The organism is Kribbella sp. NPDC049174 (assembly GCF_043197365.1).
Classification (GTDB): domain Bacteria; phylum Actinomycetota; class Actinomycetes; order Propionibacteriales; family Kribbellaceae; genus Kribbella.
Map to the genome: position 1 here is coordinate 103,095 of NZ_JBICSZ010000003.1, position 23,820 is coordinate 126,914.

General features: G+C 68.3%; 22 protein-coding genes and 1 pseudogene. 15 read left to right on the forward strand and 8 right to left on the reverse strand.

The genetic code is table 11. The features are described 5' to 3' along the window. Window positions 1–35: 35 nt before the first annotated feature. Both ACGFIF_RS17695 and ACGFIF_RS17700 read right to left on the reverse strand, forming a co-directional pair. The gene (locus tag ACGFIF_RS17695) at window positions 36–995 is read right to left on the reverse strand and encodes a carbohydrate ABC transporter permease (protein ID WP_393155629.1); all 960 of its coding nucleotides are present in this window, start codon (window positions 993–995) and stop codon (window positions 36–38) included. 5 nt (window positions 996–1,000) lie between these two features. Beyond that, on the reverse strand, window positions 1,001–2,233 hold the full coding sequence (locus ACGFIF_RS17700) for an extracellular solute-binding protein (protein WP_393155630.1): 1,233 nt from the start codon (window positions 2,231–2,233) through the stop codon (window positions 1,001–1,003). A 187-nt stretch (window positions 2,234–2,420) separates the two neighbouring features. Here ACGFIF_RS17700 and ACGFIF_RS17705 point away from each other — a divergent pair, with 187 nt between their 5' ends. After that, window positions 2,421–3,431 (forward strand): LacI family DNA-binding transcriptional regulator, encoded by a 1,011-nt coding sequence (locus ACGFIF_RS17705; protein WP_393155632.1) that lies wholly within the window; start codon window positions 2,421–2,423, stop codon window positions 3,429–3,431. Here ACGFIF_RS17705 and ilvY read toward each other — a convergent pair. After that, on the reverse strand, window positions 3,398–4,252 hold the full coding sequence (gene ilvY, locus ACGFIF_RS17710; RefSeq protein ID WP_393155634.1) for an HTH-type transcriptional activator IlvY: 855 nt from the start codon (window positions 4,250–4,252) through the stop codon (window positions 3,398–3,400). The two genes, ACGFIF_RS17705 and ilvY, sit on opposite strands and share 34 nt — an antisense overlap. 75 nt (window positions 4,253–4,327) lie before the next feature. On the opposite strand from ilvY, the gene ACGFIF_RS17715 reads away from it, so the two are divergent. Both ACGFIF_RS17715 and ACGFIF_RS17720 read left to right on the forward strand, forming a co-directional pair. After that, window positions 4,328–5,791 carry a ketol-acid reductoisomerase gene (locus ACGFIF_RS17715; RefSeq protein WP_393155636.1) on the forward strand — a complete coding sequence of 488 codons (1,464 nt, stop codon included), beginning with the start codon at window positions 4,328–4,330 and terminating at the stop codon, window positions 5,789–5,791. Between the two features lie 16 nt (window positions 5,792–5,807). Continuing rightward, window positions 5,808–6,026: pseudogene (locus ACGFIF_RS17720) on the forward strand (hypothetical protein); the annotation flags it as partial. 52 nt (window positions 6,027–6,078) lie between these two features. On the opposite strand, the gene glmM reads toward ACGFIF_RS17720, so the two are convergent. From glmM to rplM, 3 genes are read right to left on the reverse strand one after another with little or no spacing between them, the layout of a single operon-like run. Then, window positions 6,079–7,425, reverse strand: coding sequence for a phosphoglucosamine mutase (gene glmM, locus ACGFIF_RS17725; RefSeq protein WP_393155637.1), 1,347 nt, complete (start codon window positions 7,423–7,425; stop codon window positions 6,079–6,081). 7 nt (window positions 7,426–7,432) lie between these two features. After that, entirely contained in the window at window positions 7,433–7,954 is a 522-nt protein-coding gene (rpsI, locus tag ACGFIF_RS17730; RefSeq protein WP_393155638.1) for a 30S ribosomal protein S9, read from the reverse strand. A gap of 35 nt (window positions 7,955–7,989) precedes the next feature. Then, window positions 7,990–8,433, reverse strand: a complete 444-nt coding sequence (gene rplM / locus ACGFIF_RS17735; protein WP_131286311.1) for a 50S ribosomal protein L13 — start codon at window positions 8,431–8,433, stop codon at window positions 7,990–7,992. A 276-nt stretch (window positions 8,434–8,709) separates the two neighbouring features. Here rplM and ACGFIF_RS17740 point away from each other — a divergent pair, with 276 nt between their 5' ends. From ACGFIF_RS17740 to ACGFIF_RS17775, 8 genes are all read left to right on the forward strand, one after another. Continuing rightward, window positions 8,710–9,996 (forward strand): citrate synthase, encoded by a 1,287-nt coding sequence (locus tag ACGFIF_RS17740; protein WP_337003707.1) that lies wholly within the window; start codon window positions 8,710–8,712, stop codon window positions 9,994–9,996. Window positions 9,997–10,461: 465 nt separating this feature from the next. Next, window positions 10,462–11,313 (forward strand): SDR family NAD(P)-dependent oxidoreductase, encoded by an 852-nt coding sequence (locus tag ACGFIF_RS17745; protein ID WP_393155639.1) that lies wholly within the window; start codon window positions 10,462–10,464, stop codon window positions 11,311–11,313. 289 nt (window positions 11,314–11,602) lie between these two features. Then, window positions 11,603–12,604, forward strand: coding sequence for a LacI family DNA-binding transcriptional regulator (locus ACGFIF_RS17750; protein WP_393155640.1), 1,002 nt, complete (start codon window positions 11,603–11,605; stop codon window positions 12,602–12,604). Between the two features lie 141 nt (window positions 12,605–12,745). Continuing rightward, on the forward strand, window positions 12,746–14,002 hold the full coding sequence (locus ACGFIF_RS17755) for an ABC transporter substrate-binding protein (protein ID WP_393155641.1): 1,257 nt from the start codon (window positions 12,746–12,748) through the stop codon (window positions 14,000–14,002). Beyond that, on the forward strand, window positions 13,999–14,850 hold the full coding sequence (locus ACGFIF_RS17760) for a carbohydrate ABC transporter permease (protein ID WP_393155643.1): 852 nt from the start codon (window positions 13,999–14,001) through the stop codon (window positions 14,848–14,850). Before ACGFIF_RS17755 ends, ACGFIF_RS17760 begins: the two co-directional genes overlap by 4 nt. Next, complete coding sequence (locus tag ACGFIF_RS17765; protein WP_393155644.1) at window positions 14,843–15,670, forward strand: carbohydrate ABC transporter permease; 828 nt, start codon at window positions 14,843–14,845, stop codon at window positions 15,668–15,670. The genes ACGFIF_RS17760 and ACGFIF_RS17765 overlap by 8 nt, the downstream gene beginning before the upstream one ends. Before the next feature lie 16 nt (window positions 15,671–15,686). Further along, window positions 15,687–17,030 (forward strand): sulfatase-like hydrolase/transferase, encoded by a 1,344-nt coding sequence (locus ACGFIF_RS17770; RefSeq protein WP_393155645.1) that lies wholly within the window; start codon window positions 15,687–15,689, stop codon window positions 17,028–17,030. Window positions 17,031–17,196: 166 nt separating this feature from the next. Further along, the gene (locus ACGFIF_RS17775; protein WP_393155646.1) at window positions 17,197–17,655 is read left to right on the forward strand and encodes a DoxX family protein; all 459 of its coding nucleotides are present in this window, start codon (window positions 17,197–17,199) and stop codon (window positions 17,653–17,655) included. 72 nt (window positions 17,656–17,727) lie between these two features. On the opposite strand, the gene ACGFIF_RS17780 is transcribed toward ACGFIF_RS17775, so the two are convergent. Further along, window positions 17,728–18,183 (reverse strand): nuclear transport factor 2 family protein, encoded by a 456-nt coding sequence (locus ACGFIF_RS17780; protein WP_393155647.1) that lies wholly within the window; start codon window positions 18,181–18,183, stop codon window positions 17,728–17,730. A gap of 135 nt (window positions 18,184–18,318) precedes the next feature. Here ACGFIF_RS17780 and ACGFIF_RS17785 point away from each other — a divergent pair, with 135 nt between their 5' ends. Both ACGFIF_RS17785 and ACGFIF_RS17790 read left to right on the forward strand, forming a co-directional pair. Continuing rightward, window positions 18,319–18,867 (forward strand): TetR/AcrR family transcriptional regulator, encoded by a 549-nt coding sequence (locus tag ACGFIF_RS17785; RefSeq protein WP_393155648.1) that lies wholly within the window; start codon window positions 18,319–18,321, stop codon window positions 18,865–18,867. Window positions 18,868–18,908: 41 nt separating this feature from the next. Further along, entirely contained in the window at window positions 18,909–19,898 is a 990-nt protein-coding gene (locus ACGFIF_RS17790) for a hypothetical protein (RefSeq protein ID WP_393156787.1), read from the forward strand. Here ACGFIF_RS17790 and ACGFIF_RS17795 read toward each other — a convergent pair. Further along, a complete protein-coding gene (locus tag ACGFIF_RS17795) occupies window positions 19,895–21,577 on the reverse strand; it encodes an ABC-F family ATP-binding cassette domain-containing protein (RefSeq protein WP_393155650.1) in 1,683 nt (560 codons plus the stop codon). The genes ACGFIF_RS17790 and ACGFIF_RS17795 overlap by 4 nt on opposite strands. Window positions 21,578–21,706: 129 nt before the next feature. Here ACGFIF_RS17795 and ACGFIF_RS17800 point away from each other — a divergent pair, with 129 nt between their 5' ends. Continuing rightward, window positions 21,707–22,765, forward strand: a complete 1,059-nt coding sequence (locus tag ACGFIF_RS17800) for a hypothetical protein (RefSeq protein WP_393155652.1) — start codon at window positions 21,707–21,709, stop codon at window positions 22,763–22,765. A gap of 25 nt (window positions 22,766–22,790) precedes the next feature. Continuing rightward, window positions 22,791–23,819, forward strand: a complete 1,029-nt coding sequence (locus ACGFIF_RS17805) for a hypothetical protein (protein ID WP_393155653.1) — start codon at window positions 22,791–22,793, stop codon at window positions 23,817–23,819. The last annotated feature ends 1 nt before the right edge of the window (window position 23,820 follow it).

The following is a 23,820-nucleotide window of genomic DNA, read 5'->3' on the forward strand; positions in this document are numbered from 1 at the left end:
GCCAAATGCACTGTGTCGGTCATCGTCGTACCCTCCTACTCGTCGACGGCACGACGGGTGCCGCGCAGGTAGAGGACCGCGAACAGCAGCGAGATCGCGATCAGGATGTTGCTCAACGCGGCGCCCTCGCCGAACTTGAAGTCGATGAACGACCGCTCGTACGACTGGGTGGCCAGCGTCTGGGTGGCGTTGGCCGGACCGCCGCCGGTGAGGCCGAGGATGATGTCCAGCACCTTGATCGTGTAGACCACGCCGAGCATCAGCACCACGCTCGCGACCGCCCGCAGGTTCGGCCAGGTGATGTACCAGAACGCACGCCACCCGGTGGCGCCGTCCAGCTGGCCGGCCTCGTACAACTCGTCCGGGATCTCGGCCAGACCGGAGTACAGCAGCGTCACGTTGAACGGGATGCCGATCCAGATGTTCACCCCGATGACCGCGATCAGCGCGACCGACGGCGAGTTCAGCCACGGCACCGGATCGTTGATGATGCCGAGCCCGGTCAGCGTGCGGTTCAGGATGCCGCTGTCCTGCTCGAGGATGGACCGCCAGGTCGCACTGGACACGATCAGCGGCAGCAGCCACGGCAGCAGGAGCAGCGATCGCAGTACGCCGTTGAGCGGGAAGCGCCGGCGGAAGAACAGCGCCAGCGCGAGCCCGATGACGAACTGGAAACTGATCGAGCCGAGGGTGAACAGCGCCGTGTTCACCATCGCCTGCGAAAACAGCTGGTCCGTCACCACCGCCGTGTAGTTCTTCAGGCCGACCCAGGGAGCCTCGCCGGTGAAGAACGTCCGCAGGCCGTAGTCCTGCAGGCTCATCATCAGGTTCTTGACCACCGGGTACCCGAACAGGGCGACCATCGCCAGCGCGGCCGGCAGCACGAACAGAACCTTGGTCAGGTCCTCACCCCGGTGGCGCCGGCCACGGAACCTGCGAGCAGGCTCCGGGCCGGACGCCGCGGCGTCATTGCGGGTCAACGTCGCATGGGCCATTGCGATCAGCCGCCGGAGGCCTGCTTGAAGGCGTCCTGGGCCGAGGCCTTACCGGTCAGCGCGAGAGCGATCGCCTGGTAGATCACCTTGGCGGCCTCCGGCCACTTGTCGCCGAGCTTGCCGGTCCGGGACCGCGCGGTCTTGACCTGCTCGGTGAACGCCTTCATCGACGGCACTTCCTTGACGTACTGATCGAGCAGCGCGATCTTGGTCGGCACAGTGAAGCGGGCCTTCGCCCAGGCCAGTTCGTTCTCGTCCGAGTTCAGGCACTTCACGAAGTCGGCGGCCTTCTGCTGCTTGGCCTGGTCCTTGTTCAGCGGCACCGTCCAGGCCTCGCCACCGAGCGGCGCGACCGGCGTCTGGTCCGGCTTGTTCAGCGGGAACTTGACCACGTCCCACTTGACGTTCGGGGCCTTCTCCAGCGCCGGGATCTGCCACGGACCGTTCACCATCATCGCGGCCTTGCCGGCCACGAACTGGTCCTTCGCGTCGCCCTGGGTCCAGTTGATGACACTCTTCGACGCCGACCCCGACTGCACCAGGTCGACCCACAGCTGCAGCGCCTCGGCCACCTGCGGGCTGGTCAGGTCGGTCTCGTCACCGCCGTTGGTCCACATCGCCGGCAGGAACTGCCAGGATCCTTCGTACGTCGCGTTCGCGTTGAAGGCGATGCCGTACCGGCCGGGCTTGGTGAGCTTCTTGGCCGCGGCCTTCAGCTCCTCCCAGGTCTTCGGCGGCTGGACGCCGGCCTCCTGCAGCATCTGCGTGTTGTAGAACAGCGCGATCGTGTTCGTCACCGGCGCCAGTCCGTAGAGCTTGCCCTCGTACGACGTCGCGTCGACCATTCCCTGAATGACTCCGTCCCCAGTCAGGCCCATGTCGTTCAAGGGCGCCAGCGCACCGGTCGCGGCGATCTGCTGCACGTCGGGGTTGTCCAGCATCAGCACGTCGGGCAGCGTCTTCGACGAGGCCTGCTGCAGCACCTTCTGGATCAAGGTGTCACCAGGCACCGTCTCCCGTTGGATGGTGATGCCCAGCTGGCTCGCGCAGGAGTCGAGTCCCTTCTGGACGAGCGACTTGTCGGGGTCGTTGTTGTAGTAGTCCAGAATCGTGAGGCTCTTGACGGTGTCGCCGGACGAGGACGACGCCGAGTCACCGCCGTTGTCACCACAGGCTGCCAGCACGAGCGACAGGGTCGTCGCGCCCGCCAGCACAGCGGTGATCCGCTTGCTGATCATGACTTGCGCTCCTTCGGAGGGGATGGTCGGAGGCCGCCGCGGGCAGGCTGATCTAAGCGTTTAACCGCGTGCCGCCGAAGAATGCCGTTCACTTGTCTGCTGGTCGGTAAACCGCTTAACTGAGGTGTCCAAGGACTATGTTCCTCAGGTCACACTGCTGTCAAGAGTTCAGAGGAGGTTCGCTGCGATGGTGAACATGCGGGACGTCGCGCACCGCGCGGGCGTGTCGATCGCGACCGTCTCCTTCGTGCTGAACGGCACCAAGCCGGTCACCGCGGCGACCCGGGCGCGGGTCGAGAAGTCGATGGCCGACCTGGGCTACCAGCGCAACGTGGTGGCTCGCGCGCTGGCCAGCCGGCGGACGCACATCATCGCGATGGCCTACCCGGCGCTGGACCACAAGTTCGGCTTCTCGGCCGCCGAGTTCTTCACCAGCGCCGCGGACGCGGCGCGCAAACAGGACTACCACCTGGTCCTCTGGCCGGTCGGCAACGACGGCAGCGAACTGACCGAACTGGTCGGCCAGGGCCTCGTCGACGGCGTCGTGCTGATGGAGGTCCAACTGGACGACCCACGCGTGGCGGTCCTGCAGGGGACCGGTACGCCGTTCGCCCTGATCGGGCGAACGAGCGAACTGGAGGGCCTGTCCCATGTCGACATCGACTTCGACCGAACCGTCGAGGACGCGATCGGCTACCTGCACGGCCTCGGGCACCGGCGGCTGGCGCTGATCTCGGGCAACCTCAACGATCCGCTGTTCAGCACCTACGGCCCCTATGTCCGCTCCGAAGCCGCCTACCGCCGGGTCGCCCCGGAGTACGGCCTCGAAACCGTCGTACTGGAATGCTCCGGCTCCACCCTGGCCGGCCAGGAAGCCATGGCCCGCCTCGTCCGCGATCACCCGGACACGACCGCCGTCCTGATCGTCAACGAATTCGCCGCTCTCGGCGCCGTCGCCGGCCTGAACCGCCTCGGCCTCCGCGTCCCCGACGACATCTCGGTCCTGCCGTTGCTGATGGCCCCGGAGATGGCGGCCCTCACCAACCCTGCGCTGACCATCATGCGAACCCCGGGCCCCGAGCTCGGCCACCTCGGCACCGAAGCCCTCATCCGGCAACTGGACGGCGCCGACCCCCTCCCGCCCCAACTCGTCCCAGCCAAGCTCTACCCCGGCGCCACCACCGGCCCACCCCGCTGATCCAGCCCCCAGAGGGCGGCGATCAGGGGGCGGCGGAGGTCGGCGCGGCGGGCGCAGAGGCCGATGGTGAGCGGCTCGAGGTCGGCGGGTAGCTCGGTCAGCCGGTCGGCCGATGGCGAGGACTCCAGGACCAGACGCGGCACGATCCCGGTGCCGCAGCCGAGTGCTACGAGAGCCAGGAGCGCTTCGTGGCCGTCCGGTTCGGCGGCGATGACCGGCTTGATGCCTTTGCGACGGAACCATCGAAAGGCGGCTTCCCGCACCAGACCACGAGCCGGTACGACGAACGGCCCGTCAACTGTGGATTGGTCAGCTGCAACCAGCACGAGGTCGGTGACGGCCACCGTGCGAGTCACCAAGGTCTGCGGCAGGCGCTTCGGAATGCCTGCGACAGCGGCGTCCACCTCACCTTCGTCGAGCCGCGCCAATGCCGCCGCCGCGTCGCCGGTCCGAACGTCGAGCCGGATCTGCGGATGGGCAACCCGCAGCGGCGCGAGCAAGTCGGGCAGCAAGGCCTGGCAGGCGGTCACAGTGGCGAAGATGCGCAGCTCCCCCACCAGGTCGGTCGCCTCGCCTGTACCCGCGTGGTAGTCCTCCCAGAGCGCCAAAGCCCGTTCGGCGTACGACGTGAAGCGCTGACCGTCCGCGGTGAGGACGACGCCGCGCGGACCGCGGTCGAGCAGCCGCGCACCCGCTCGCACCTCCAGCCGCTGGATCGTTCTGGTCAGCGTCGCCGCGCTGACATGACACTCCAGGCTGGTGCGCCCGTAGTTCAGGGTGCGCGCCAGGTGCAGGAACAGCTCCAGCTCCCGATGCTCCATATTCCATTCTCCGCAACGGCCCGGTGCAGATGTTGCGCTTGCTGCAACACTCGCGCTCGACCTTAACTGAACGGCATGAGCACCTTCACCTCGTCGGTCTTCCGCACCGAGACCATGACCGTTCCGGGCGGAACGGAGACCATCTTGCGCGGCGGCCGGGACCTGTTCCCGTTGCTGCCACAGGCGTTGCACGGCGTCCGGCGGATCGGCGTCCTCGGCTGGGGACCGCAGGGACGCGCCCAGGCCCAGAACCTGCGCGACTCGCTGGCCGGCACCGACGTGACCGTGTCCGTCGGCCTGCGTCCGGGGTCGGCCTCGGCGGACGACGCGCGCAAGCACGGATTCACCGAGGAGGACGGCACCCTCGGCGACTTGGCGACCGTGGCCGCGGCCTCCGACCTGGTGATCCTGCTGATCGCCGACGCCGCGCTGGCCGCCGAGCACGAGAAGATCTTCGCGGTGCTCGAGCCCGGCGCCACGATCGGTCTGTCGCACGGCTTCCTGCTGGGTCATCTGAGGGCCGTCGGCGGCGACTTCCCCGCCGGCCACCCGGTGATCGCGGTCTGCCCCAAGGGCATGGGCGATTCGGTACGACGCCTGTACGAGCAGGGCGCGACCGTGAACGGTGCCGGCATCAACGCGAGTATCGCCGTCCATGCCGATCCGGACGGTCACGCGACCGACCGCGCGCTGGCCTGGTCCGTCGGGCTGGGGTCGCCGTACACGTTCGCGACCACGCTGGAGAACGAGTACAAGTCCGACATTGTCGGTGAACGTGCCATCCTGCTCGGCGCGGTCCACGGCCTGGTCGAGGCCCTTTACCGACACTTCCGGCTCGACGGTGCCGATCCGGTCACGGCGTACGAGCGTTCGACCGAATCGATCACCGGCCCGATCGCGCGCACCATCTCCGCGGCCGGCCTGCCCGCCGTCCGCGCCGCGCTGACCGGCGACGGCCGGGACCTGTTCGACCGCGCCTACACCGCCGCCTACGGACCCGCCCGCGAGCTCGTCGCCGAGATCTACGACGAAGTTGCCGACGGCACCGAACTGCGCAGCGTGATCCTGGCCGAGCACCGCCTCGCCACCCGGCCGATGTCCCGGATCGGCGGCAGCCCGATGTGGTCGTACGGCGCCGAGGTCCACGCCCGCCGCGGTACGACGCCGGCGGAGATCGACCCACTGACCGCGGGCCTCTTCGTGGCCACAATGGTCGCCCAGGTCGACGAGTTCGCCGACCGCGGCCACCCCTGGTCCGAGATCGTCAACGAGTCGATCATCGAGGCGGTCGACTCGCTGCTGCCGTATATGCACGCCCGCGACGTGGCCTACATGATCGACAACTGCTCCCGCACCGCCCGCCTCGGCACCCGCCGCTGGGGCCCGCGTTTCCAGGCGTCGTACGAGCAGATCGCCCTTCCCGCCCTGGACGCGCCCGCCGATCCGGCACTCATCAACAGCTTCCTCGACAACCCCACGCACGCAGCCCTGACCGAAGCCGCCAAGCTCCGCCCGTCGGTAGACATCTCGGTTTCCTAGTCGTGCTTTCCAGCGCCGATTCACCCTGCTCCCGGAGCTGCCGTCGGAGGATCCGCACGAGGGCGATCGCGAGATGATGCGCCTCGGCCTGCAGGTGGCACCGCCGGAGACGTCGATCGCGGCCGAGGATCTCGCCCGGATTCCGCAGCAGACGACGCTGCAGCGAGCGTTCGTGGCGCATCTGCGCTCCGGCCGCCGCTGGGCCATCCGCGCGGGGATCAGGCTGACCGGCTAGAAACGCAAGTACGCCGGGAGAAACCTTCTCCCGGCGTACTTGTCGGAACATCTCAGAGCTTCAGTGAGCTGGCGACCACGTCGGCCAGGGAGTGGGCGATCTCGTCGGCGGTGTCCGAGGACTCCGCTTCGACCATGACCCGGACCAGCGGCTCCGTGCCCGACGGGCGGAGGAGGACGCGGCCGGTGTCACCCAGGCGGGCGGTGGCTTCGGCAACGGCGGCCTGGACGGCCGGGTCGGTGCCGGCGCGGGACTTGTCCACGTCCTTGACGTTGACCAGCACCTGCGGGAGCCGCGACATCGCGCCGGCCAGATCGCTCAGCGTCTTGCCGGTCTGGGCGATCCGGGCGAGCAGCATGACCGCGGTCAGCGTGCCGTCCCCGGTGGTGGCGTGGTCGGACAGGATCACGTGCCCGGACTGCTCACCGCCGAGCTTGTGACCGCCGGCCTTCATTGCCTCCAGCACGTACCGGTCGCCGACCTTGGTCTGCTCGACCGCGATCCGCTCCCGGACCATCGCCTGGACGAAGCCGAGGTTGCTCATCACGGTGGCGACCACGGTGTCGTTGGACAACCGGCCACTGTCACGCATCGCCAGCGCCAGGATGGCGAGGATCTGGTCGCCGTCCACCAGTTCGCCGTTGGCGTCGACGGCCAGGCAGCGGTCCGCGTCGCCGTCGAGCGCGATACCGAGGTCGGCGCGGTGGCCGAGCACCTCGCGCTGCAGCCCCTCCAGGTGGGTGGAACCGCAGTCGAGGTTGATGTTCAGTCCGTCGGGTGCGGCGGCGTACGTGATCACCTCGGCACCGAGCCGGCGCAGAGCCTCCGGCGCGGTCTGCGAGGCCGCGCCGTTGGCGCAGTCGATCACGACCTTGACCCCGTCGAACCGGTTCGGCGCGGACCGGACCAGGTGCGAGACATATGTCTCGAAGCCCTGCCCGTCGTCGAACACCCGGCCGACGGCGGCACCGGTGGGACGCTGCCACTCCTCGCCCATCCGGGCCTCGATCGCGTCCTCGATCGCATCGTCCAGCTTGATCCCGCCGCGGGCCAGGAACTTGATGCCGTTGTCCGGCATCGGGTTGTGGCTGGCGGACAGCATCACACCGAGATCGGCGCCGGTCGAGCCGGTCAGGTAGGCCACGGCCGGGGTCGGCAGTACGCCGAGCCGGACCACATCGACGCCGGCGCTGGCCAGACCGGCCACCACGGCGGCTTCCAGGAACTCACCACTGGCCCGTGGATCCCGCCCCACAACGGCGCGTGGCCGGTGCCCTTCGAAGGCACCGGCCTCGCCGAGTACGTGAGCTGCCGCGACCGAGAGGTCGAGCGCCAGCTCCGCGGTCAGGTCCACGTTCGCCAGGCCACGGACTCCGTCCGTGCCGAACAAACGACCCATCAGGTGATCAGCGCTTGCTGTACTGCGGCGCCTTGCGGGCCTTCTTGAGACCAGCCTTCTTCCGCTCCTTGATCCGCGCGTCGCGGGTGAGCAGACCGGCCTTCTTCAGCCCCGGCCGGTTCGCCTCCTGGTCGGCGGCGTTCAGGCAGCGGGCCACACCCAGCTGCAGCGCACCGGCCTGGCCGGTGATGCCACCGCCGTTGATCCGGGCGATCACGTCGTACGAGCCCTCCAGGCCCGCGACGACGAACGGCTCGTTCACGTGCTGCTGGTGGACCTTGTTCGGGAAGTAGACGTCCAGCGGCTTGCCGTTGACGGTCCACTGACCGGTGCCGGGCACGAGGCGGACGCGGGCGACGGCCTCCTTGCGGCGGCCGGTGGCGCCGGCGGGGTTGATCACCGCGACCCGACCCGTCTCGGCGCGCTGCTCCGGAGTCGGGTTCGTCTCGGAGGTGTAGGCGACCGGGCCCTCGTTGTCGATGGGGACCTCGGGGTCGAACGCTTCGGTCTCGGTGGTGATGTCGCTCACGCTGGGAATCCTCGTTTACCTGGCTCGTCGATCGCTTACTGGGCGATCTGGGTGATCTCGAACGGCTTCGGCTGCTGGGCGGTGTGCGGGTGCTCCGGACCGGCGTACACCTTCAGCTTGGTGAGCAGCTTCCGGCTCAGGCGGTTCTTCGGCAGCATGCCCCAGACAGCCTTCTCGACGGCCTTGCGAGGGTCCTTGTCGAGGATCTCGCCGATCGGCGTGGCCGTCAGACCACCCGGGTGACCCGAGTGGCGGTACGCCAGCTTGTCCGTCCGCTTGGTGCCGGACAGCGCGACCTTGGACGCGTTGACGACGACGACGAAGTCACCGCCGTCCACGTGCGGCGCGAACGTAGGCTTGTGCTTGCCACGCAGCAGGGTGGCGATCTGGACGGCGAGCCGACCGAGCGTGACGTCGGTGGCGTCGATCACGTGCCACTCACGGGTGACGTCAGCAGGCTTCGGGCTGTACGTGCGCACGGTCGTTGACCTTCGTTTCTCAGAGGTTGACAAAACTGGTACGTCGGCGAATGGTCCGCCGACGGGGCTGGGACCTGGAACGCACAACAGCAGCCCAGAATACCGGCGGTGTCCGCCCCGGGTCAAAGCGAGCAAATCCCCGCCGGGGACCCCGGCTTGGAAGCAGACCCCGACAGCACTAGTTTAGCGGTGAAGATTGCAGTCCGATCCGCGTCCCGCCGGCTGACGATAACCCTCACTCACCAGGCGATGACGCCAGCTTCCGAAGAGGGCATTGTGACCGATCAGTCGCTCACCGTCCGGGACAACCGGACCGGCAAGGACTTCGACCTTGCCATCACCGATGGCACCATCCGTGCCGCCGATCTCAAGCAGATCAGCGCATCCGACGGCGACGGTGGCCTGGCCACCTACGACCCCGGGTTCGTCAACACCGCCTCCTGCCGATCGTCCGTCACCTTCATCGACGGCGACAAGGGCATCCTGGAGTACCGCGGGTACCCGATCGAGCAGCTCGCCGAGCAGTCGAACTACCTCGAGGTGGCTTACCTGCTGGTGAACGGCAAGCTGCCGAACAAGGCGGAGTACGAGGCCTGGGCGCACGACGTGACGTATCACACGTTCGTGCACGAGAACCTGAAGACCTTCATGCAGGGCTTCCGGTACGACGCGCACCCGATGGGCATGCTGGCTGCCTCGGTCGGGGCGCTGTCCACCTTCTACCCCGAGTCGCGCAACATCTTCGACGAGGAGTCCCGGGCGCTGCAGATCCGGCGGCTGATCGCGAAGATGCCGACGCTGGGTGCGTTCGCGTTCCGGCACGCCCAGGGCAAACCGTACGTGTACCCGGACAACGAGCTCAGCTACACGGCGAACTTCCTGTCCATGCTGTTCAAGATGAGCGAGCCCAAGTACGCCGCCGACGACCGGCTGGTGCGGGCGCTCGAGATCCTGTTCATCCTGCACGCCGACCACGAGCAGAACGCCTCAACCAACGCGGTCCGGGCGATCGGCTCCACCCAGGTCGACCCGTACACGGCGGTCGCCGGCGGCATCGGCGCGCTCTACGGCCCGCTGCACGGCGGCGCCAACGAGGCGGTCCTGAAGATGCTCCGCCGGGTCGGCTCGGTCGACAACGTCCCGTCGTTCATCGAGGGCGTGAAGAACGGCGACGAGCGGCTGATGGGCTTCGGCCACCGGGTCTACAAGAACTACGACCCGCGGGCCAAGATCATCAAGAAGGCCGCCGACGACGTGTTCGAGGTGACGGGCATCAACCCGCTGCTGAAGATCGCCGTCGAGCTGGAGAAGATCGCGCTGGAGGACGAGTACTTCGTCTCCCGCAAGCTCTACCCGAACGTCGACTTCTACTCCGGCCTGATCTACGAGGCCCTGCAGTTCCCGCCGGAGATGTTCACCGTGCTGTTCGCCATCCCGCGGACCTCGGGCTGGCTGGCGCAGTGGCTGGAGATGCTGGGCGACACCGACCAGAAGATCGCCCGCCCCAAGCAGATCTACACCGGCGAACGCGGCGTCCAATACGTCCCCATGGGCGACCGCTGACCCACAGCCCGAACGGCCCCTCCCTCGCGGAGGGGCCGTTTGCGTTTCAGGTAAAGGACACCACCTTCGGCGGCGACAGTTCCTCTGGCCGCCTCCGGCGGCAGGCGCGAACCCCAGACCCGGCCAACCGCAATCGGCGGAACCAACCTGGACACCTGGCGGGTGATCGCATCAGAAGCACTCACCTGCTCTCGGCCGACTCTTGACCGCCAACCGCGACCAGCGGGGAGGCCGACCAACCGCGAGCCTCCCAACCTTCTCCCCAGCACCGCGATGAGCGGAGCCGGCCTGAACCCATTTCGAGCAGCCGGGCGCCGGTCCGGCCGTCGCGGAGGTTCTCACACCAAGCGGTCGGCACGTCAGGGTGCAGCCGCCTGGCATCCGTCAGCGCCTTGTAGACAACCGATGCGGACATCTGCGAGCCAGGGGGCGGCGTTAACTTCTGGGAGCGGTTAGCTTCGGTGGATGGGCATGCTGGAGGGGAAGGTCGCGCTCGTCACCGGAGCGAGTCGCGGTGTGGGGAAGGGGATCGCTCTCGGGCTCGGTGAGCAGGGAGCGACCGTCTACGTCACAGGCAGGACCGTGGCCGGCGGCGCGCCGACGACGCCGCTGGACGGCAACGTGCAGGAGACCGCCGCGGAAGTGACGGCCCTTGGCGGGCACGGGATAGCGATCGCGTGCGACCACCGCGACGACGAGCAAACGAGGAGGGCCGTCGCGCGAGTGGTGACGGAGACCGGCCGCCTCGACGTACTGGTGAACAACGTCTGGGGCGGCTACGAGCACTTCTGGGACGGCACGGAGTTCTGGGTCGAGGCCGGCTTCTGGACGGTGCCGATCGACCGCTGGGACGCGATGTTCCAGGCCGGGGTCCGAGCCCACTACGTCACCAGCGTGGCGGCCGCGCCGACGATGGTCGCCCAACGCTCAGGGCTGATCGTCAACGTCTCCTCCGACGCCGCGGACAAGGACGACGCCGGCGTCCCCTACGGCGTAGCGAAAGCCGCCACCGACCGCATGATCGCCTGCATGGCCCACGACCTCCGCGACCACGGCGTAACCGCTGTGTCCCTATACCCAGGCCTCGTCCGAACCGAGTCAGTCCTCCGAGCAGCCGAACACTTCGACCTCTCCGACTCAGAATCCCCCCAGTTCATCGGCCGAGCCGTCGCAGCCCTAGCCGCCGACCCCACAGCCATGCGCCTCACGGGCCAGGTAGTGCGATCAGCCGAACTCGGCCAGCACTACGCCTTCACGGACACCGACGGCCGCCACCCGGGCACCAACGGCCCGCCCTACCAGCCCCCAGTTGCCTAAGGCCCCCGAAGGAAGCCCTCCGGCGACTGCGCTTCTGGCTGCCCTCGGCTGCCACGCCTGAGACGGCTCTCGGGCACCACAGTCGTCTGCAGGTTGTCCGATCCACACCCGGTCCGCCCACCACACCCGGCCGGGTCACCGGTCTGCGCGCCGAAGGAGGCGGCCAAAGGAACAGCCGCCGCCGAAGGCGGTGTCCTTTGCGGCTTCTCCGGGTGGTTGGTTAATGTGTAGTGAATTAACCAACTTATGGGTATTGACCGGGTCTTGGGGTCAGGTTAATGCTTTCACCATGACCAGGGAAGGCCGTACGACGCTTCGGGATGTGGCTGCTGCCGCCGGGGTTTCGGTGGCGACCTGTTCGTATGTGTTGAGTGGGCGGGCGGACCGGACGACCCCGTTGCCGGAGCCGACACGGAGAAGGGTCGAGGAGGCTGCCCGGCAGCTCGGGTACAAGGGCAATACCGCCGCCCGGAGCCTGCGCCGGCAGCGGTCCGAGCTGATCGCGCTGGTCTACGCCCCACCGGTTGGCCCCTGGCTGGACCGGCTGACGATGGAGTGCGAGGACATCGCCGCCGCGCACGGCTACTCCGTGATCGGAGTCCCAGTACGGCGCCTCGACCGCGCCGCCCAGTCGTTGCGCGTCATCACCCGCGGCCATGTGGACGCTGCCATCTTCACGCCCGGCCTCAGCGACGACCTGGATCTGACCGCGGCCCGGCGATCCACCCGCGCGTTGCTGGCCTTCAGCGACCACCTGGACCTCAAAGGTGTGGACGTCGTACGCAACAACGTCCGGCAAGCCGTCGCGGAAGCCACCACATACCTCCTCGACGCAGGTCGGGAGCGGATCGCTTTTCTGTCCCACGCCGCGCGCAACGACGACCGGTACCTGGGGTACGTCGACGCCCTGCAAGCGCGCGGGCTCGACGTCGATTCGGGGCTGGTCCGGATCGGGGCGGCCTCGCGGGAGGAGGCGGTCGTCGTGGTCCGCGACCTGCTTGAGTCACCGAAACCACCGGACGCGCTCGTGTCGGAGTCGGACCGGGGCGCGTTCGCCGCACTGCAGGCGGCGGTCGACCGTGGGTTCAAGGTGCCGGACGACCTCGCCGTGATCGGCACCGGCAACACCCTGGAAGCGACCTACTCGTCACCGCCGCTGACCAGCGTCGGCATGTACCAACTGGACTTCACCGAGATGGTCGAGGCGCTGTTCGCGCGTATCGACGATCCCACGCTGCCGGCCCGGAAGCTGTCCATGCCCTGGGTCCTGAACCGCCGCGTGTCCGCCTAGCCCTCCGCCGCTCCGCCCCAGCCCTCCGCCCCAGCCCTCCGCCCCAGCCCTCCGCCGTACCCACTCCGCCCAGCCCTCCGCCGTACCCCACCTACGGAAGCCACACCCCACCCTTCGGAAGCCGTTCGGAAAGGTTTCGCCATGCCCTCTCTCGACCGCCGCTCGTTCCTCCAGCTCGGGCTCGGTGCCACCGTCCTCGGCGCGGTCGGCACGGCCTGCTCGCCGGCCACCCCGGCGGCGAAGAAGCAGGACGCCCGGACGTTCACCATCTACTGGAACGCCGGCCACGGTTATCAGGCCTACAAGGACGTGATCGACCAGTTCGGCAAGGATCACGACCTGGAGATGAACTGGCAGAAGTTCCAGTGGCCGGATCTGACCACCAAGCTGACCGCGGACTTCCGGTCCGGGAACGTGCCGGATCTGGTCGAGGAGGTGTCCGCCGGGACCGGGACGCAGTACGGGCTGGCCGGCAACGTGCTGGCGCTGGACGAGTTCGCCGCCGCGGACCAGGCGTTCGGCTTCCCCGGCGACTTCATCGACCAGGCCGTGGTCGCCCGGCAGTACGAGGGCAAGACGTACTCGATCCCGCTCCACCTGACCGCGAACGGGCTCGTCTTCTACAACAAGGCGATGGTCGCCAAGCCGCCGACCACATGGGACGAGTTCCTCGACATCGCCAGGTCGGCGACCAGGGACAAGGTCTCCGGTACGGCGCTCAACGCCGACGCCAGCTACAGCGCGCCGTTCTACAGCCAGCAGGGAGTGGACTTCAGCCAGGTCGCCGGCAAGCAGTTCATGGTGCCGGCCGACGGAGCGCGGACCGCGTTGCAGTACATGCAGGACCTGATCTTCACCCACAAGGTCTCCCCCGCACCGGTCGCGACGACCGACTACTCCGGTCCGCAGAAGCTGTTCTCGGCCAAGCGGGCGGCGATGTTCGTGTCCGGGCCGTGGGACATCGGCCCGATCCGGCAGGGCAGCCCGGACATCGAACTCGGGCTCGCCGTACCGCTGACCGGGGCGGTCCAGGCTTCGTCGATGGCAGGCGCCGGCCTGATGATCCCGGCCAAGGCCAGGGACCCCAAGCTGTCCTGGGAGCTGCTGACCAAGCTGACCGCGGTGAAGACCGAACTGGCCGCCACCAAGGAGGCCGGGATGTCGATGCCGCGGAAGAGCTGGGCCGCCGATCCGGCCGTCGCCGCGGACCCCGATCTGGGCACGATCGCCAAGGCTCTCGCGGTGGTGGCCAAGCAGGACGTCGCGCTGTCCGCCAGCGGTAAGGCCGCCCAGATCACCGAGCTGTGGAAGAAGGCCTACCAGCAGATGATCATCCAGCACGCGCCGGTCGAGCAGACGCTGGCCGACTTCCGCAAACAGGCCGGGGCCGCCCTGTGACCCGTCGGCGTCAGGCGGCGACCGCATGGCTCTTCCTCTCTCCGGCGGTGCTGTTCTTCGTGCTGTTGTTCTTCCTCCCGATCGGCAACCAGCTGATGACCGGCCTGTACGACGCCGACGGCGTCTCGTTCGTCGGCCTGGACAACTTCAGTCGCGCCCTGAGCGATCCCGAAGTGATCCACTCGTTCCTGATCACCTTGTTGTACGCCGCCGGGACTCTGATCGTCGGTACGGCGGTGGGCCTCGGACTGGCCGTGATCCTGAACCAGGCGCTGCCGGGGCGCACGCTGTTCCGCTCGGTGCTGCTGATCCCCTATCTGACGTCGGTCTCGATCGTCGGGCTGCTGTGGCGGAACATCCTCGATCCGCAGGTCGGCATCCTCAACCGGCTGCTCGAGTCCCTCGGCCTGCCCGGTCAGACCTGGCTGAGTACGCACCCACTGGCGACGATCGTCGGCATCACGGTCTGGTCCGGCGCGGGCTACACGATGGTCCTGTTCCTGGCCGGTCTGCAGGGGATCCCGGGCCTGTACTACGAGGCCGCGCGGATCGACGGCGCCGGTCCGTGGCGGCGGTTCTTCGCGATCACGCTGCCGTTGCTCGCCCCGACGACGCTGTTCGTTTCGATCATCGGATTGATCAGCACGTTGCAGCAGTTCGCGCTGCCGTACATCGTGACCGGCGGCGGGCCCGGGAACGCGACCTCGCTCTATGCCCATCGGCTGTTCATCGTCGCGTTCAACGACAACGACTTCGGCTACGCGTCGGCGTTGTCGGTCCTGCTCCTGCTCGTCGTACTGGTGCTTTCACTGCTGCAGTTGCGGATCGGAGACCGGGCCAATGCGTGAGCGGCTGTTCCCCGGTGACCGCTTGGTGGCGTACGTCGTACTGGTGGTGCTCGGGCTCGTCACCGTGCTGCCGTTGTTGTACATGATCGTGCTGGCGTTGCAGAGCGATGCCGAGGTGCAGTCGGGTGGTCCGGTGCTGTGGCCGGCTGAGCTGCAGTGGGGGAACTTCACCCGGCTGTTCGAGTCGGCGCCGTTCGGGCGGTTCTTCGTGAACAGCTTCGTGATGGCCGGGGCGATCACGATCGCGCACCTGGTCTTCGACCCGCTGGTCGGGTACGTGTTCGCGAAGATGGAGTTCCCGGGCAAGCGGATCGCGTTCGTCGCGGTGCTGTCCACGCTGATGGTGCCGTTCTTCGTCCGGATGCTGCCGATCTACGCGATCTTCGCCAACCTGGGCTGGATCGACACCTACCAGGGGCTGATCGTGCCGTTCCTGATGGATGCCTACGGCATCTTTCTGATGCGGCAGTTCATCCGGCCGCTGCCGGACGAGCTGATCGAGGCGGCCCGGGTGGACGGCGCCGGCGAGTTCCGCATCTACCTGCGGGTGATCCTGCCGCAGTGCAAACCCGCGCTGGCGGTGCTCGGCCTGTTCACCTTCGTCTTCCAGTGGAACGAGTTCCTCTGGCCGTTGATCGCCACCAGCCGGACCGAGATGCGCACCCTGCCGATCGGGTTGACGCTGTTCAACCAGGAGTACTTCACCCAGTGGAATCTGACCGCGGCCGGCGCGCTGCTGCTGTTCGTCCCGACCGCGTTGTTCTTCGTGATCACGCAGAAGTTCCTGGTCGAGGGCATCGCGCTGTCCGGAATCAAATAACTCACGGAGCCCCTTGATGCGCCCTAACGTGATCGTCTTCTTCACCGACCAGCAGCGCTGGGACACCGTCGGCGCGGCCGGGTGTCCGCTCGGCCTGACTCCCAACCTCGACCTGATGGCCCGCCACGGCACCATGTTCGAGACCGCGTGCACAACCAATCCCGTGTGTGCACCGGCCCGCGCCGCGATGCAGACGGGCATGTACCCGACGAACACCGGCGTCTACCGCAACAACGTGCCGCTGCCCACGGACGCGCCGACGCTCGGCCGGCTGTTCGGTACGGCGGGCTACCAGACCGGCTACATCGGCAAGTGGCACCTCGGCACCCAAGACCCCGTTCCGGTCGCCGAACAAGGCGGCTACGACTTCTGGTTGGGCTCGAACCTGCTCGAGTTCACCTCCGACGCGTACCGGACCGTCGTCTACGACCGCGGCGGCGAACCCGTCCGCCTGCCCGGCTACCGGCCGGACGCGTTGACCGATGCGGCGATCCGGTTCGTCGCCAGGGCTTCGGCAGATGAGCGGCCGTTCATGCTGTTCCTGTCGCTGATCGAGCCGCACCACCAGAACGAGCACGACGACTACCCCGCCCCCGCCGTCTACCGGGACACCTACAACGGCGCGTGGTTGCCACCGGACCTCGCCACACTGCCCGGTACGGCGCACCAGCACGCCGCCGGGTACTACGGCCAGATCAAGCGAGTCGACGAGTGCCTCGGGCGGCTCCGTGACGCACTGGTCAGTCTGGACCTGCTGGACGACACTCTGGTCGTCTACACGTCGGACCACGGCTCCCACTTCAAGACGCGGAACAGCGAGTACAAGCGCTCACCGCACGACGGGTCGGTCAGAGTTCCCCTGGTCGTGGAGGGCCCTGGTTACCGCGGTGGTAGGCGCGTCGGCGTACCGGTCAGCACCGTGGACGTCGTACCAACGGTGCTCGACGCGGCAGGGATCGAGTTGCCGGACCATCTGGACGGCGTACCCCTGCGTGAACGGACGTCCAGCGACGGTGTGCTGATCCAGGTGAGCGAGTCGGAGGTGGGCCGGGCGCTGCGGACGGACCGGTGGAAGTACTACGTCCACGCGCCGGAGGTGGGTGACGAGCCCGCGTCCGATCAGTACGTCGAGCGGGCCTTGTACGACCTGACCGCCGACCCGTACGAGCTGAACAACCTGATCGACAGCGCCGGCCACCAGGAACTCGCTGCCGACCTGCGGGACGCCTTGATCGCCCAGGTCGCGCGGATCGAGCGACGGGACCTGACGGTCGAGCCGTGTCCGGACGTGCGCGACCGCGGGCGGTTCCCGGAGACCACGGTCCGGCGGATGAAGCTCGACGGCCGACTGCTGGAGTGATCCATACGGCCTAAGGGTCCCCCTGAGGAGTACGTCGTACGGGGCTAAGGGAGTACGGCGGACTACCGCAGCCGGGGTAGGCGGAGTGCCCTCGTCGGGCCGACGCGGTGAGTGGGTGGTTTTCGCGACGCTGTTGACACATCGATCGCGACAGGGAGAAACCATCATGAATGCCTTGATCTACAAGGGAAACCGCATCGCCGGACTGCTCGGCCGGCACAGTGTCGACATCCTTCGGGTCAGCCTCGGGCTGGTCTTCCTCGGATTCGGCGTCCTCAAGTTCTTCCCGGGGGCGAGCCCGGCCGAGGCGCTGGTGATGCGCACCATCGACACGCTCACCCTCGGCATCATCGACGGGCGGAACGCGGTCCTGCTGACCGCGCTGATGGAGTGCTTCATCGGGCTGACCCTGGTCACCGGGAAGTTCCTGCGGACCGGGCTGCTGGTGCTCGGCCTCTCGCTGGTCGGGATCATGTCGCCGCTGGTGCTGTTCTTCGGCGACCTGTTCCCCGGGACGCCGACGCTGGAAGCGCAGTACGTGCTGAAGGACATCGTGCTGGCGGCCGCCGGACTGGTGATCGCCGCGAAGGCCCTGGCCGCGTCGCCACTGCGGCTGCGGGCGTGACCCTTGAGCATTGGAGATGGCCCCGGGCGGGCTCAGTTGCCTCGGTCCGGGGCCATCCGGCGCCTCTGCTGACTACGACGCGGCCGGGGCGCTCGCCGGTTCCTTGAGATTCGCGACCAACTGGTCGAGCTGACCGCGGGCCCGGCTCATCGCCACGTGGTCGATGTAGTCGCGGGACTCGACGATCAGCCCGTCCCGGACGCGCAGGACGAACACGCACGGTGCGGTGAACGGCTCCCCCGTCGCGATCACAGTCCCGGCGTAGTCGAACTCGGCGACGATCACCTCCGGGTCGGCGGTGTGATGGATCCGGATGTTGTCCGGCTGGAACCGGATCGTCCCGGCCACCCGCGGCGCGTTCAGGCCGAAGTGCTCGCGCAGGGCGTCCCGGCTGAGCAGCGGATGGTCGCCGTACGGGTTCATCGGATGGCGTACGTCGGTCTGCTCGGCGTACAGCGCCGGGAGCGCGTCGAAGTCGCGATCGGCGACACCGTGGACGAGTTTCAGGAAGACCTCTTCGGGAGTCATCGGGTTCCTCTCGGATAAACGGAGTAGCGACTCCGAATATACGGAGCGCCGACTTCGTTTACAACCCATTGCCGGGTCGCGGCGTCTCCTAGGCTGAGAGACGACGCTGAGCCGGATCGCCAAGAGGGGAGCAGGGTGCGAGCAGACGCGCGGGACAACCGGGCCAGGATCATGACCGCGGCGGACGAGGTGTTCGGCCGGTCCCCGAGCGCGTCCACCGATGACGTGGCGAAACTGGCCGGTGTCGGCATCGCGACCGTGTTCCGGCACTTCCCCACCAAGACCGAACTGCTCGAAGCGGTACTCACCCTGCGCCTCGAGCGGCTCCGCGACCGGGCCATCGAGCTTGCCGACAGCAACTTTCCGGGCGAGGCGTTCTTCGGCTTCTTCACCCAGGTGGTGTCGGAGTCGGCGTCGAAGCTGGCGATCGCCGAGGCGCTCACCGCGGCCGGCTCGGTCGCCGGCGCGGACGCGAAGAAGGCGGGCAGCGGGCTGCGGGAGGCGTTCAACACTCTCCTGACCCGGGCTCAGGAGGAAGGCGTCGTCCGGCGGGACGCCGGGCTGACCGAGGTCTACGCGCTGCTGATCGGCGCGTCCCGGGGAGCGACTGCGGTCGGGCTCGAGCCGGAGAACCGCGAGCGGATGCTCGGGATGCTCTTCGACGGTCTGCGGCCTCGTCCGTGAGGCGGCGCTGGAAGAACTGGTCTCGTAAGCGCCGAGTCGTGATGGTGCTGGTGCTCGCCTTCGTACTGCTCGTGCCGGTGCCGCTGGGCGCGTATGCGGTGTCGCTACGGGTGCGGTACGTCGGTGAGCCGGCCGCCGAGGCGCGGACGCGGGACAACGACGCACTATGGCTGGGCCACGCCTGGGTGGACGGGCGGAAGACCGAGGCGGACGTGACCGCGCTGGCCCGTCAGCTCGCTGACACGGGGATCCGGGATCTCTATGTCCACGCGGGCCCGTTGGAACATGACGGCACGTTGCCGCTGGCGAAGGTATCACCGCGGGCACGTTGGTTCACGTCGGCAATGCGGGCCGCCGCGCCCGACGTCCGCGTGCAGGCGTGGCTGGGCGACATCGTGCAGCCGGGGAAGAACCCGGGGATGGATCTGGCCGACCCGGCCGTGCGGACGCGGGTCGTGGCGTCGTCGGCCGCCGTACTCGACCAGGGGTTTCAGGGCATCCACTTCGACTTCGAGCCGGTGCAGTCCGGGTCGGCCGGGTTCCTCGCCGTACTGGACGAAACGCATCTGCTGACGGCCGAGCGCGGCGTACCGCTATCCGTCGCGGCAGCGCAGCTCGAGCCGCTCTGGCACGTCAACGCGCTCCCACTGGCCCTGACCGGCGAGGCCAAGTGGTGGTCGCAGGACTATTTCGCCGAGGTGGCGCGCCGGGTCGAACAGATCGCTGTGATGTCCTACGACACCGCGATGCCGTTGGAGTCCTTGTACGGCGGCTATGTCGAGCAGCAGACCAAACTCGCGCTGGAGGCGACTCCGGCAGCGACGGACCTGCTGATGGGCCTGCCCGCCTACTGGGAGAGCAACCCGTCCCACTGGGGCCACGCGGAGACCGTCAGCGCAGCGGTCCGAGGTGCCCGGCTCGCCCTAGGCACCTCGAACCGCCAGAACTTCGGCCTGGCCATGTACGTCGACTTCACCGCCACCCCGGACCACTGGGCCGCCTACCGCGACGGCTGGTGCGTCAGCCCCTAACGAGCGCGTTCGACGCGACCCTCGTCCCAGACCGGCTCATTGGACTCGTAGACCGAGCCGTCAGCGCCGAAGACCAGGTAGCGGTCGAAGCCTCGGGCGAACCAGCGGTCGTGCGTCACCGCGAGCACGGTGCCGTCGAAGGAGTCGAGGCCATCCTCCAGGGCCTCGGCTGACTCGACGTCGAGGTTGTCGGTGGGCTCGTCGAGCAGGAGGAGCGTGGCCCCGGACAGCTCGAGCAGGAGGATCTGGAACCGGGCCTGCTGACCACCGGAGAGGCTGTCGAACGTCTGCTCCGCCGCATGCGCCAGCTCGTACCGGTCCAGCTTCCGCGAGGCCAACTCGCGCCCCATGCCCTCCCGGTGGTCGTCACCCCGGTGCAGGATCTCCAGCAGCGTCCGGCCGACCAGCTCCGGGTGCTCATGCGTCTGCGCGAACCAGCCCGGTCGCACCCGTGCGCCCAGCTTCGCGTTGCCGGTGTGCACCACCGGAGCGATCTGTACGTCGCCGACCGGCCGGTGCTCGACATCGGGGTCGGAGCCACCGTTGGCGAGCAGCCGCAGGAAGTGCGACTTGCCGGACCCGTTGGACCCCAGTACGGCGACGCGTTCGCCGTACCAGACCTCCAGGTCGAAGGGCTTCATCAGACCGGTCAGCTCCACACCGGTGCACACCACCGCACGCTTGCCGGTGCGTCCGCCGGTGAGCCGCATGCTGACCTTCTGCTCGCGCGGGATCGCCTGCGGCGGACCGGCCTCCTCGAACTTGCGCAGCCGGGTCTGCGCGGCCCGGTAGCGCGACGCCATGTCGGAGTTGTACGCCGCCTTCTGCTTGTACATCAGCATCTGCGCGCGGAGCTTCGCGTGCTCCTCGTCCCAGCGCTTCCGCAACTCCTCGAACCGCTCGAACCGGTGCTGCCTGGCCTCGTGGTACGTCTTGAAGCCGCCACCGTGCGTCCACACCGTGTTGCCGGCGGCACCGAGCTCCACCGTGACGATCCGGGTAGCGGTGTTGGCCAGCAGCTCACGGTCGTGGCTGATGTAGAGCACCGTCTTGTCGGTGCCGCGGAGCTGCTCCTCCAGCCAGCGCTTCCCGGGGACGTCGAGGTAGTTGTCCGGCTCGTCGAGCATCAGGACCTCGTCCGGACCGCGGAGCAGGGCCTCCAGGACCAGACGCTTCTGCTCACCACCGGACAGGGTCTTCACCTCGCGCCAGCGACAGCGGTCGAACGGTATGCCGAGTGCGGCCGTCGTACAGACGTCCCAGAGGACCTCAGCGTCGTACCCGCCGACCTCACCCCAGTCGGACACGGCCTGCGCGTACTTGAGCTGGGTCTTCTCGTCGTCGGCCTCCATCATCGCCAGCTCGGCCTTGTCCAGCTTGGCGGCGGCGGTCTGGATCGCCTCCGGTGCGACCGACAGCAGCAGGTCGCGCACAGTGGACGAGTCCCGGACCGAGCCGACGAACTGCCGCATCACGCCGAGCCCGCCGGACCGCGCGATACTCCCGCTGTGTGCTTTCAGGTCGCCCGCGATGATCCTGGTCAGCGTGGTCTTCCCCGACCCGTTCGCCCCGACCAGAGCGACCTTGGCCCCGTCCCCGACCCGGAACGTGATGTCGTCCAGCAACACCCGACCGTCCGGCAACTCGAACCCGACCCCACCGACATCCACGTGACCCATCCCACCAGTCTGACCGCCAAAGGCCGGACCAGGCGACCGGTTATCGTCAGGTTTGTGCGGACGAAGACCGGGGCGACCCGATGGTGACGGCCAAAGGCGTCCATCCGGACACCGTGCGCGGGACGTCCGATGCCGGGTAAGCGCGGCGCGCTGCTGGATCCCAGGTCGCGGGAGTACCACTGGGTGGCGACGGCCATTCAGGCCGTCGCGGAGGCCAGCGGGCAGAAGAGCCGGTGGAACAAGCGCGTCTACTTCGAGCTCAGTGGCCTCGAAGGGGCGGCCAGTCCGGACGGCGGGATGAGTGTCAGCGACGCGACCGTGCTGCACCCGCTGCGCCGCGCCTACGCAGGCGAACAGCTGACCGACAGCGACCTGTCCCAGCTCCGCGACGCGCTCGTCACGCTGACGCATGAGAGCTTGCACCTCTGCCACGAGCTGCAGAACGCCGACGGTGCCGTTCAGCTGTCGGCCGCCGAACTGGCCTTGGAGGAAGGCCTGGCGGAGAACTGGGCCCAGCAGAACGTCCACCAAGTGATCCATGCCATGGACCTGGCCGGCAAGCACCCCACGTTGCTCACCCAGAAGCCGGTCGACGCCTACCCCGCCCTGCAATCGGCCACCACCACGCTGGTCGATGGTGTCGACACCTTGAGCGGCCGGCAGCACGAGGAGGTCGTCCGCCGGCTCCAAGCGGCCAAGGCCACCGAGCGGTTCGGCGTGATCGCGGACCTCGTCATCGAAGGCCGGTACGGCGGGACGGGTGACCGGCCCGAGCTCCGCGCTCAGCTGGAGCGGACCTTGCAGGAGAAGTTCGCCCCGGTGCTGACGGTCGAGCGGGACGGATCCCTCGACGCCGACGCGCAGAAGCAGCGCGGCTCCGAGATCAGCGCGCTCGCGGTGGCGGAGCTAGACCAGGTGCTGACCTCACCGCATTCACGCTCACCAGCGCAGCAGCCGCAAGCGGTCGAACAGACCTGGGAACAACAGATCCTCGCCTGGCAGAAGGAGCAGACCCAGCAGGCCGCCGCGCGGGAGCCTCAGGTCGGGAGCGTGGAGCATCTGCAGAAGTTCTTGGCGCAGGGGCAGCCACACCGCGAAGACAGCGGGCAGGTCGCACAGCTGCCGGGTACGCCGGCCGACCCGCGGCACCTCATCGCACGGAGGAATCCGGGCCGAGCCGTCGACTGACCTGCTGCGACGACAGGATGTTCTCGTGAGGTTCTCGGTCCGTGTCGGCGCGGAGGTCCTGCCAGGAACGCCGGAGTACGAGTGGGTGTCGAGCGTCGTGGCGGCCGTCGAACGTCGTACCGGCAGGACGTCACGATGGGACCGGCGGCTCTACGAAGGGCCGAGCGACCAGTCCGGTGGCAAGGCGGTGGCGAACGGTCCGCTGATCCTTGCCCGGAAGAACGTCCTGGATCCGGTCGTGCGGGCCTACACCGCGCAGGCGCCACTCACTCCTGACGAGATCGTCGCAGCCCGGCAAGCGGTGTACGTGACGGTGCACGAGGCCGTCCACCACCTGTCCGACGCGGGCGACGAGGAGGCGCCGGACGCGGTCTGGCACGGGTCGCCGGCGGAGATCGCGCTGGAGGAAGGTCTCGCCGACACCGAGGCCGTCCGGATCGAGATGGACATCATCCGGGACATCGGGATGGACCGGGCTGTGCCCCGGATCCTCGACCTGCACATCTCCGCGGCGGAGTACTCCGCCTACAACCAAGCGGTGGACGACGTGGTGCACGGCCTGGCCGAGCTCACCGAGCAGCACCCTGACGACGTCCGGGCGGTGATCCACCGGACCCCGATGGCGCAGCGGTACGCCGCGATGGCCGACCTGGTCATCGATCACCGGCTGGGTGACCTCACCGAGCACCGCGCCGAGCTCCGGGCCAGGCTCGCCGAGCCGCTCCGGTCCGGGCTCGGGGCGTTGCCGAGGTACGAGGGACACGATCGACCGGCCGAGATGTCTCCCCAGCAAGCAGCCGACATCGGTGCGCAGCACGCGCAACGGGCAGTCCGTGAGGTCGGCAGGCGGCTGCCCCAGCTCAGGTCGCAGTACGCCGCGGTTGCCGACATGCAGCGCTTCCTGGGCGAGCACACGGGGCACAGCACGGCTGCAGGTGCAGGTGCAGGTGCAGGTGGCGCGGCGGCCGGAGCAGGCGCGGCGGCATCGGGAGCGGCCGCAGCCGCGGCCGTTGTGCTGCCGTTCAGACGAGAACTTGGCCGGGCTGTCGAGTGAG

Excerpts from the sequence above, each read along its gene's own strand:
- ACGFIF_RS17800 (WP_393155652.1), top strand. The coding sequence starts at position 21,707 with ATGCCGGGTAAGCGCGGCGCGCTGCTGGATCCCAGGTCGCGGGAGTAC.
- ACGFIF_RS17745 (WP_393155639.1), top strand. The coding sequence starts at position 10,462 with ATGGGCATGCTGGAGGGGAAGGTCGCGCTCGTCACCGGAGCGAGTCGC.
- ACGFIF_RS17695 (WP_393155629.1), bottom strand. The coding sequence starts at position 995 with ATGGCCCATGCGACGTTGACCCGCAATGACGCCGCGGCGTCCGGCCCG.
- ilvY (WP_393155634.1), bottom strand. The coding sequence starts at position 4,252 with ATGGAGCATCGGGAGCTGGAGCTGTTCCTGCACCTGGCGCGCACCCTG.
- ACGFIF_RS17700 (WP_393155630.1), bottom strand. The coding sequence starts at position 2,233 with ATGATCAGCAAGCGGATCACCGCTGTGCTGGCGGGCGCGACGACCCTG.
- ACGFIF_RS17775 (WP_393155646.1), top strand. The coding sequence starts at position 17,197 with ATGAATGCCTTGATCTACAAGGGAAACCGCATCGCCGGACTGCTCGGC.
- ACGFIF_RS17780 (WP_393155647.1), bottom strand. The coding sequence starts at position 18,183 with ATGACTCCCGAAGAGGTCTTCCTGAAACTCGTCCACGGTGTCGCCGAT.
- glmM (WP_393155637.1), bottom strand. The coding sequence starts at position 7,425 with ATGGGTCGTTTGTTCGGCACGGACGGAGTCCGTGGCCTGGCGAACGTG.
- ACGFIF_RS17715 (WP_393155636.1), top strand. The coding sequence starts at position 4,328 with ATGAGCACCTTCACCTCGTCGGTCTTCCGCACCGAGACCATGACCGTT.
- ACGFIF_RS17755 (WP_393155641.1), top strand. The coding sequence starts at position 12,746 with ATGCCCTCTCTCGACCGCCGCTCGTTCCTCCAGCTCGGGCTCGGTGCC.
- ACGFIF_RS17750 (WP_393155640.1), top strand. The coding sequence starts at position 11,603 with ATGACCAGGGAAGGCCGTACGACGCTTCGGGATGTGGCTGCTGCCGCC.
- ACGFIF_RS17770 (WP_393155645.1), top strand. The coding sequence starts at position 15,687 with ATGCGCCCTAACGTGATCGTCTTCTTCACCGACCAGCAGCGCTGGGAC.
- ACGFIF_RS17765 (WP_393155644.1), top strand. The coding sequence starts at position 14,843 with ATGCGTGAGCGGCTGTTCCCCGGTGACCGCTTGGTGGCGTACGTCGTA.
- ACGFIF_RS17705 (WP_393155632.1), top strand. The coding sequence starts at position 2,421 with ATGGTGAACATGCGGGACGTCGCGCACCGCGCGGGCGTGTCGATCGCG.
- ACGFIF_RS17790 (WP_393156787.1), top strand. The coding sequence starts at position 18,909 with ATGGTGCTGGTGCTCGCCTTCGTACTGCTCGTGCCGGTGCCGCTGGGC.
- ACGFIF_RS17795 (WP_393155650.1), bottom strand. The coding sequence starts at position 21,577 with ATGGGTCACGTGGATGTCGGTGGGGTCGGGTTCGAGTTGCCGGACGGT.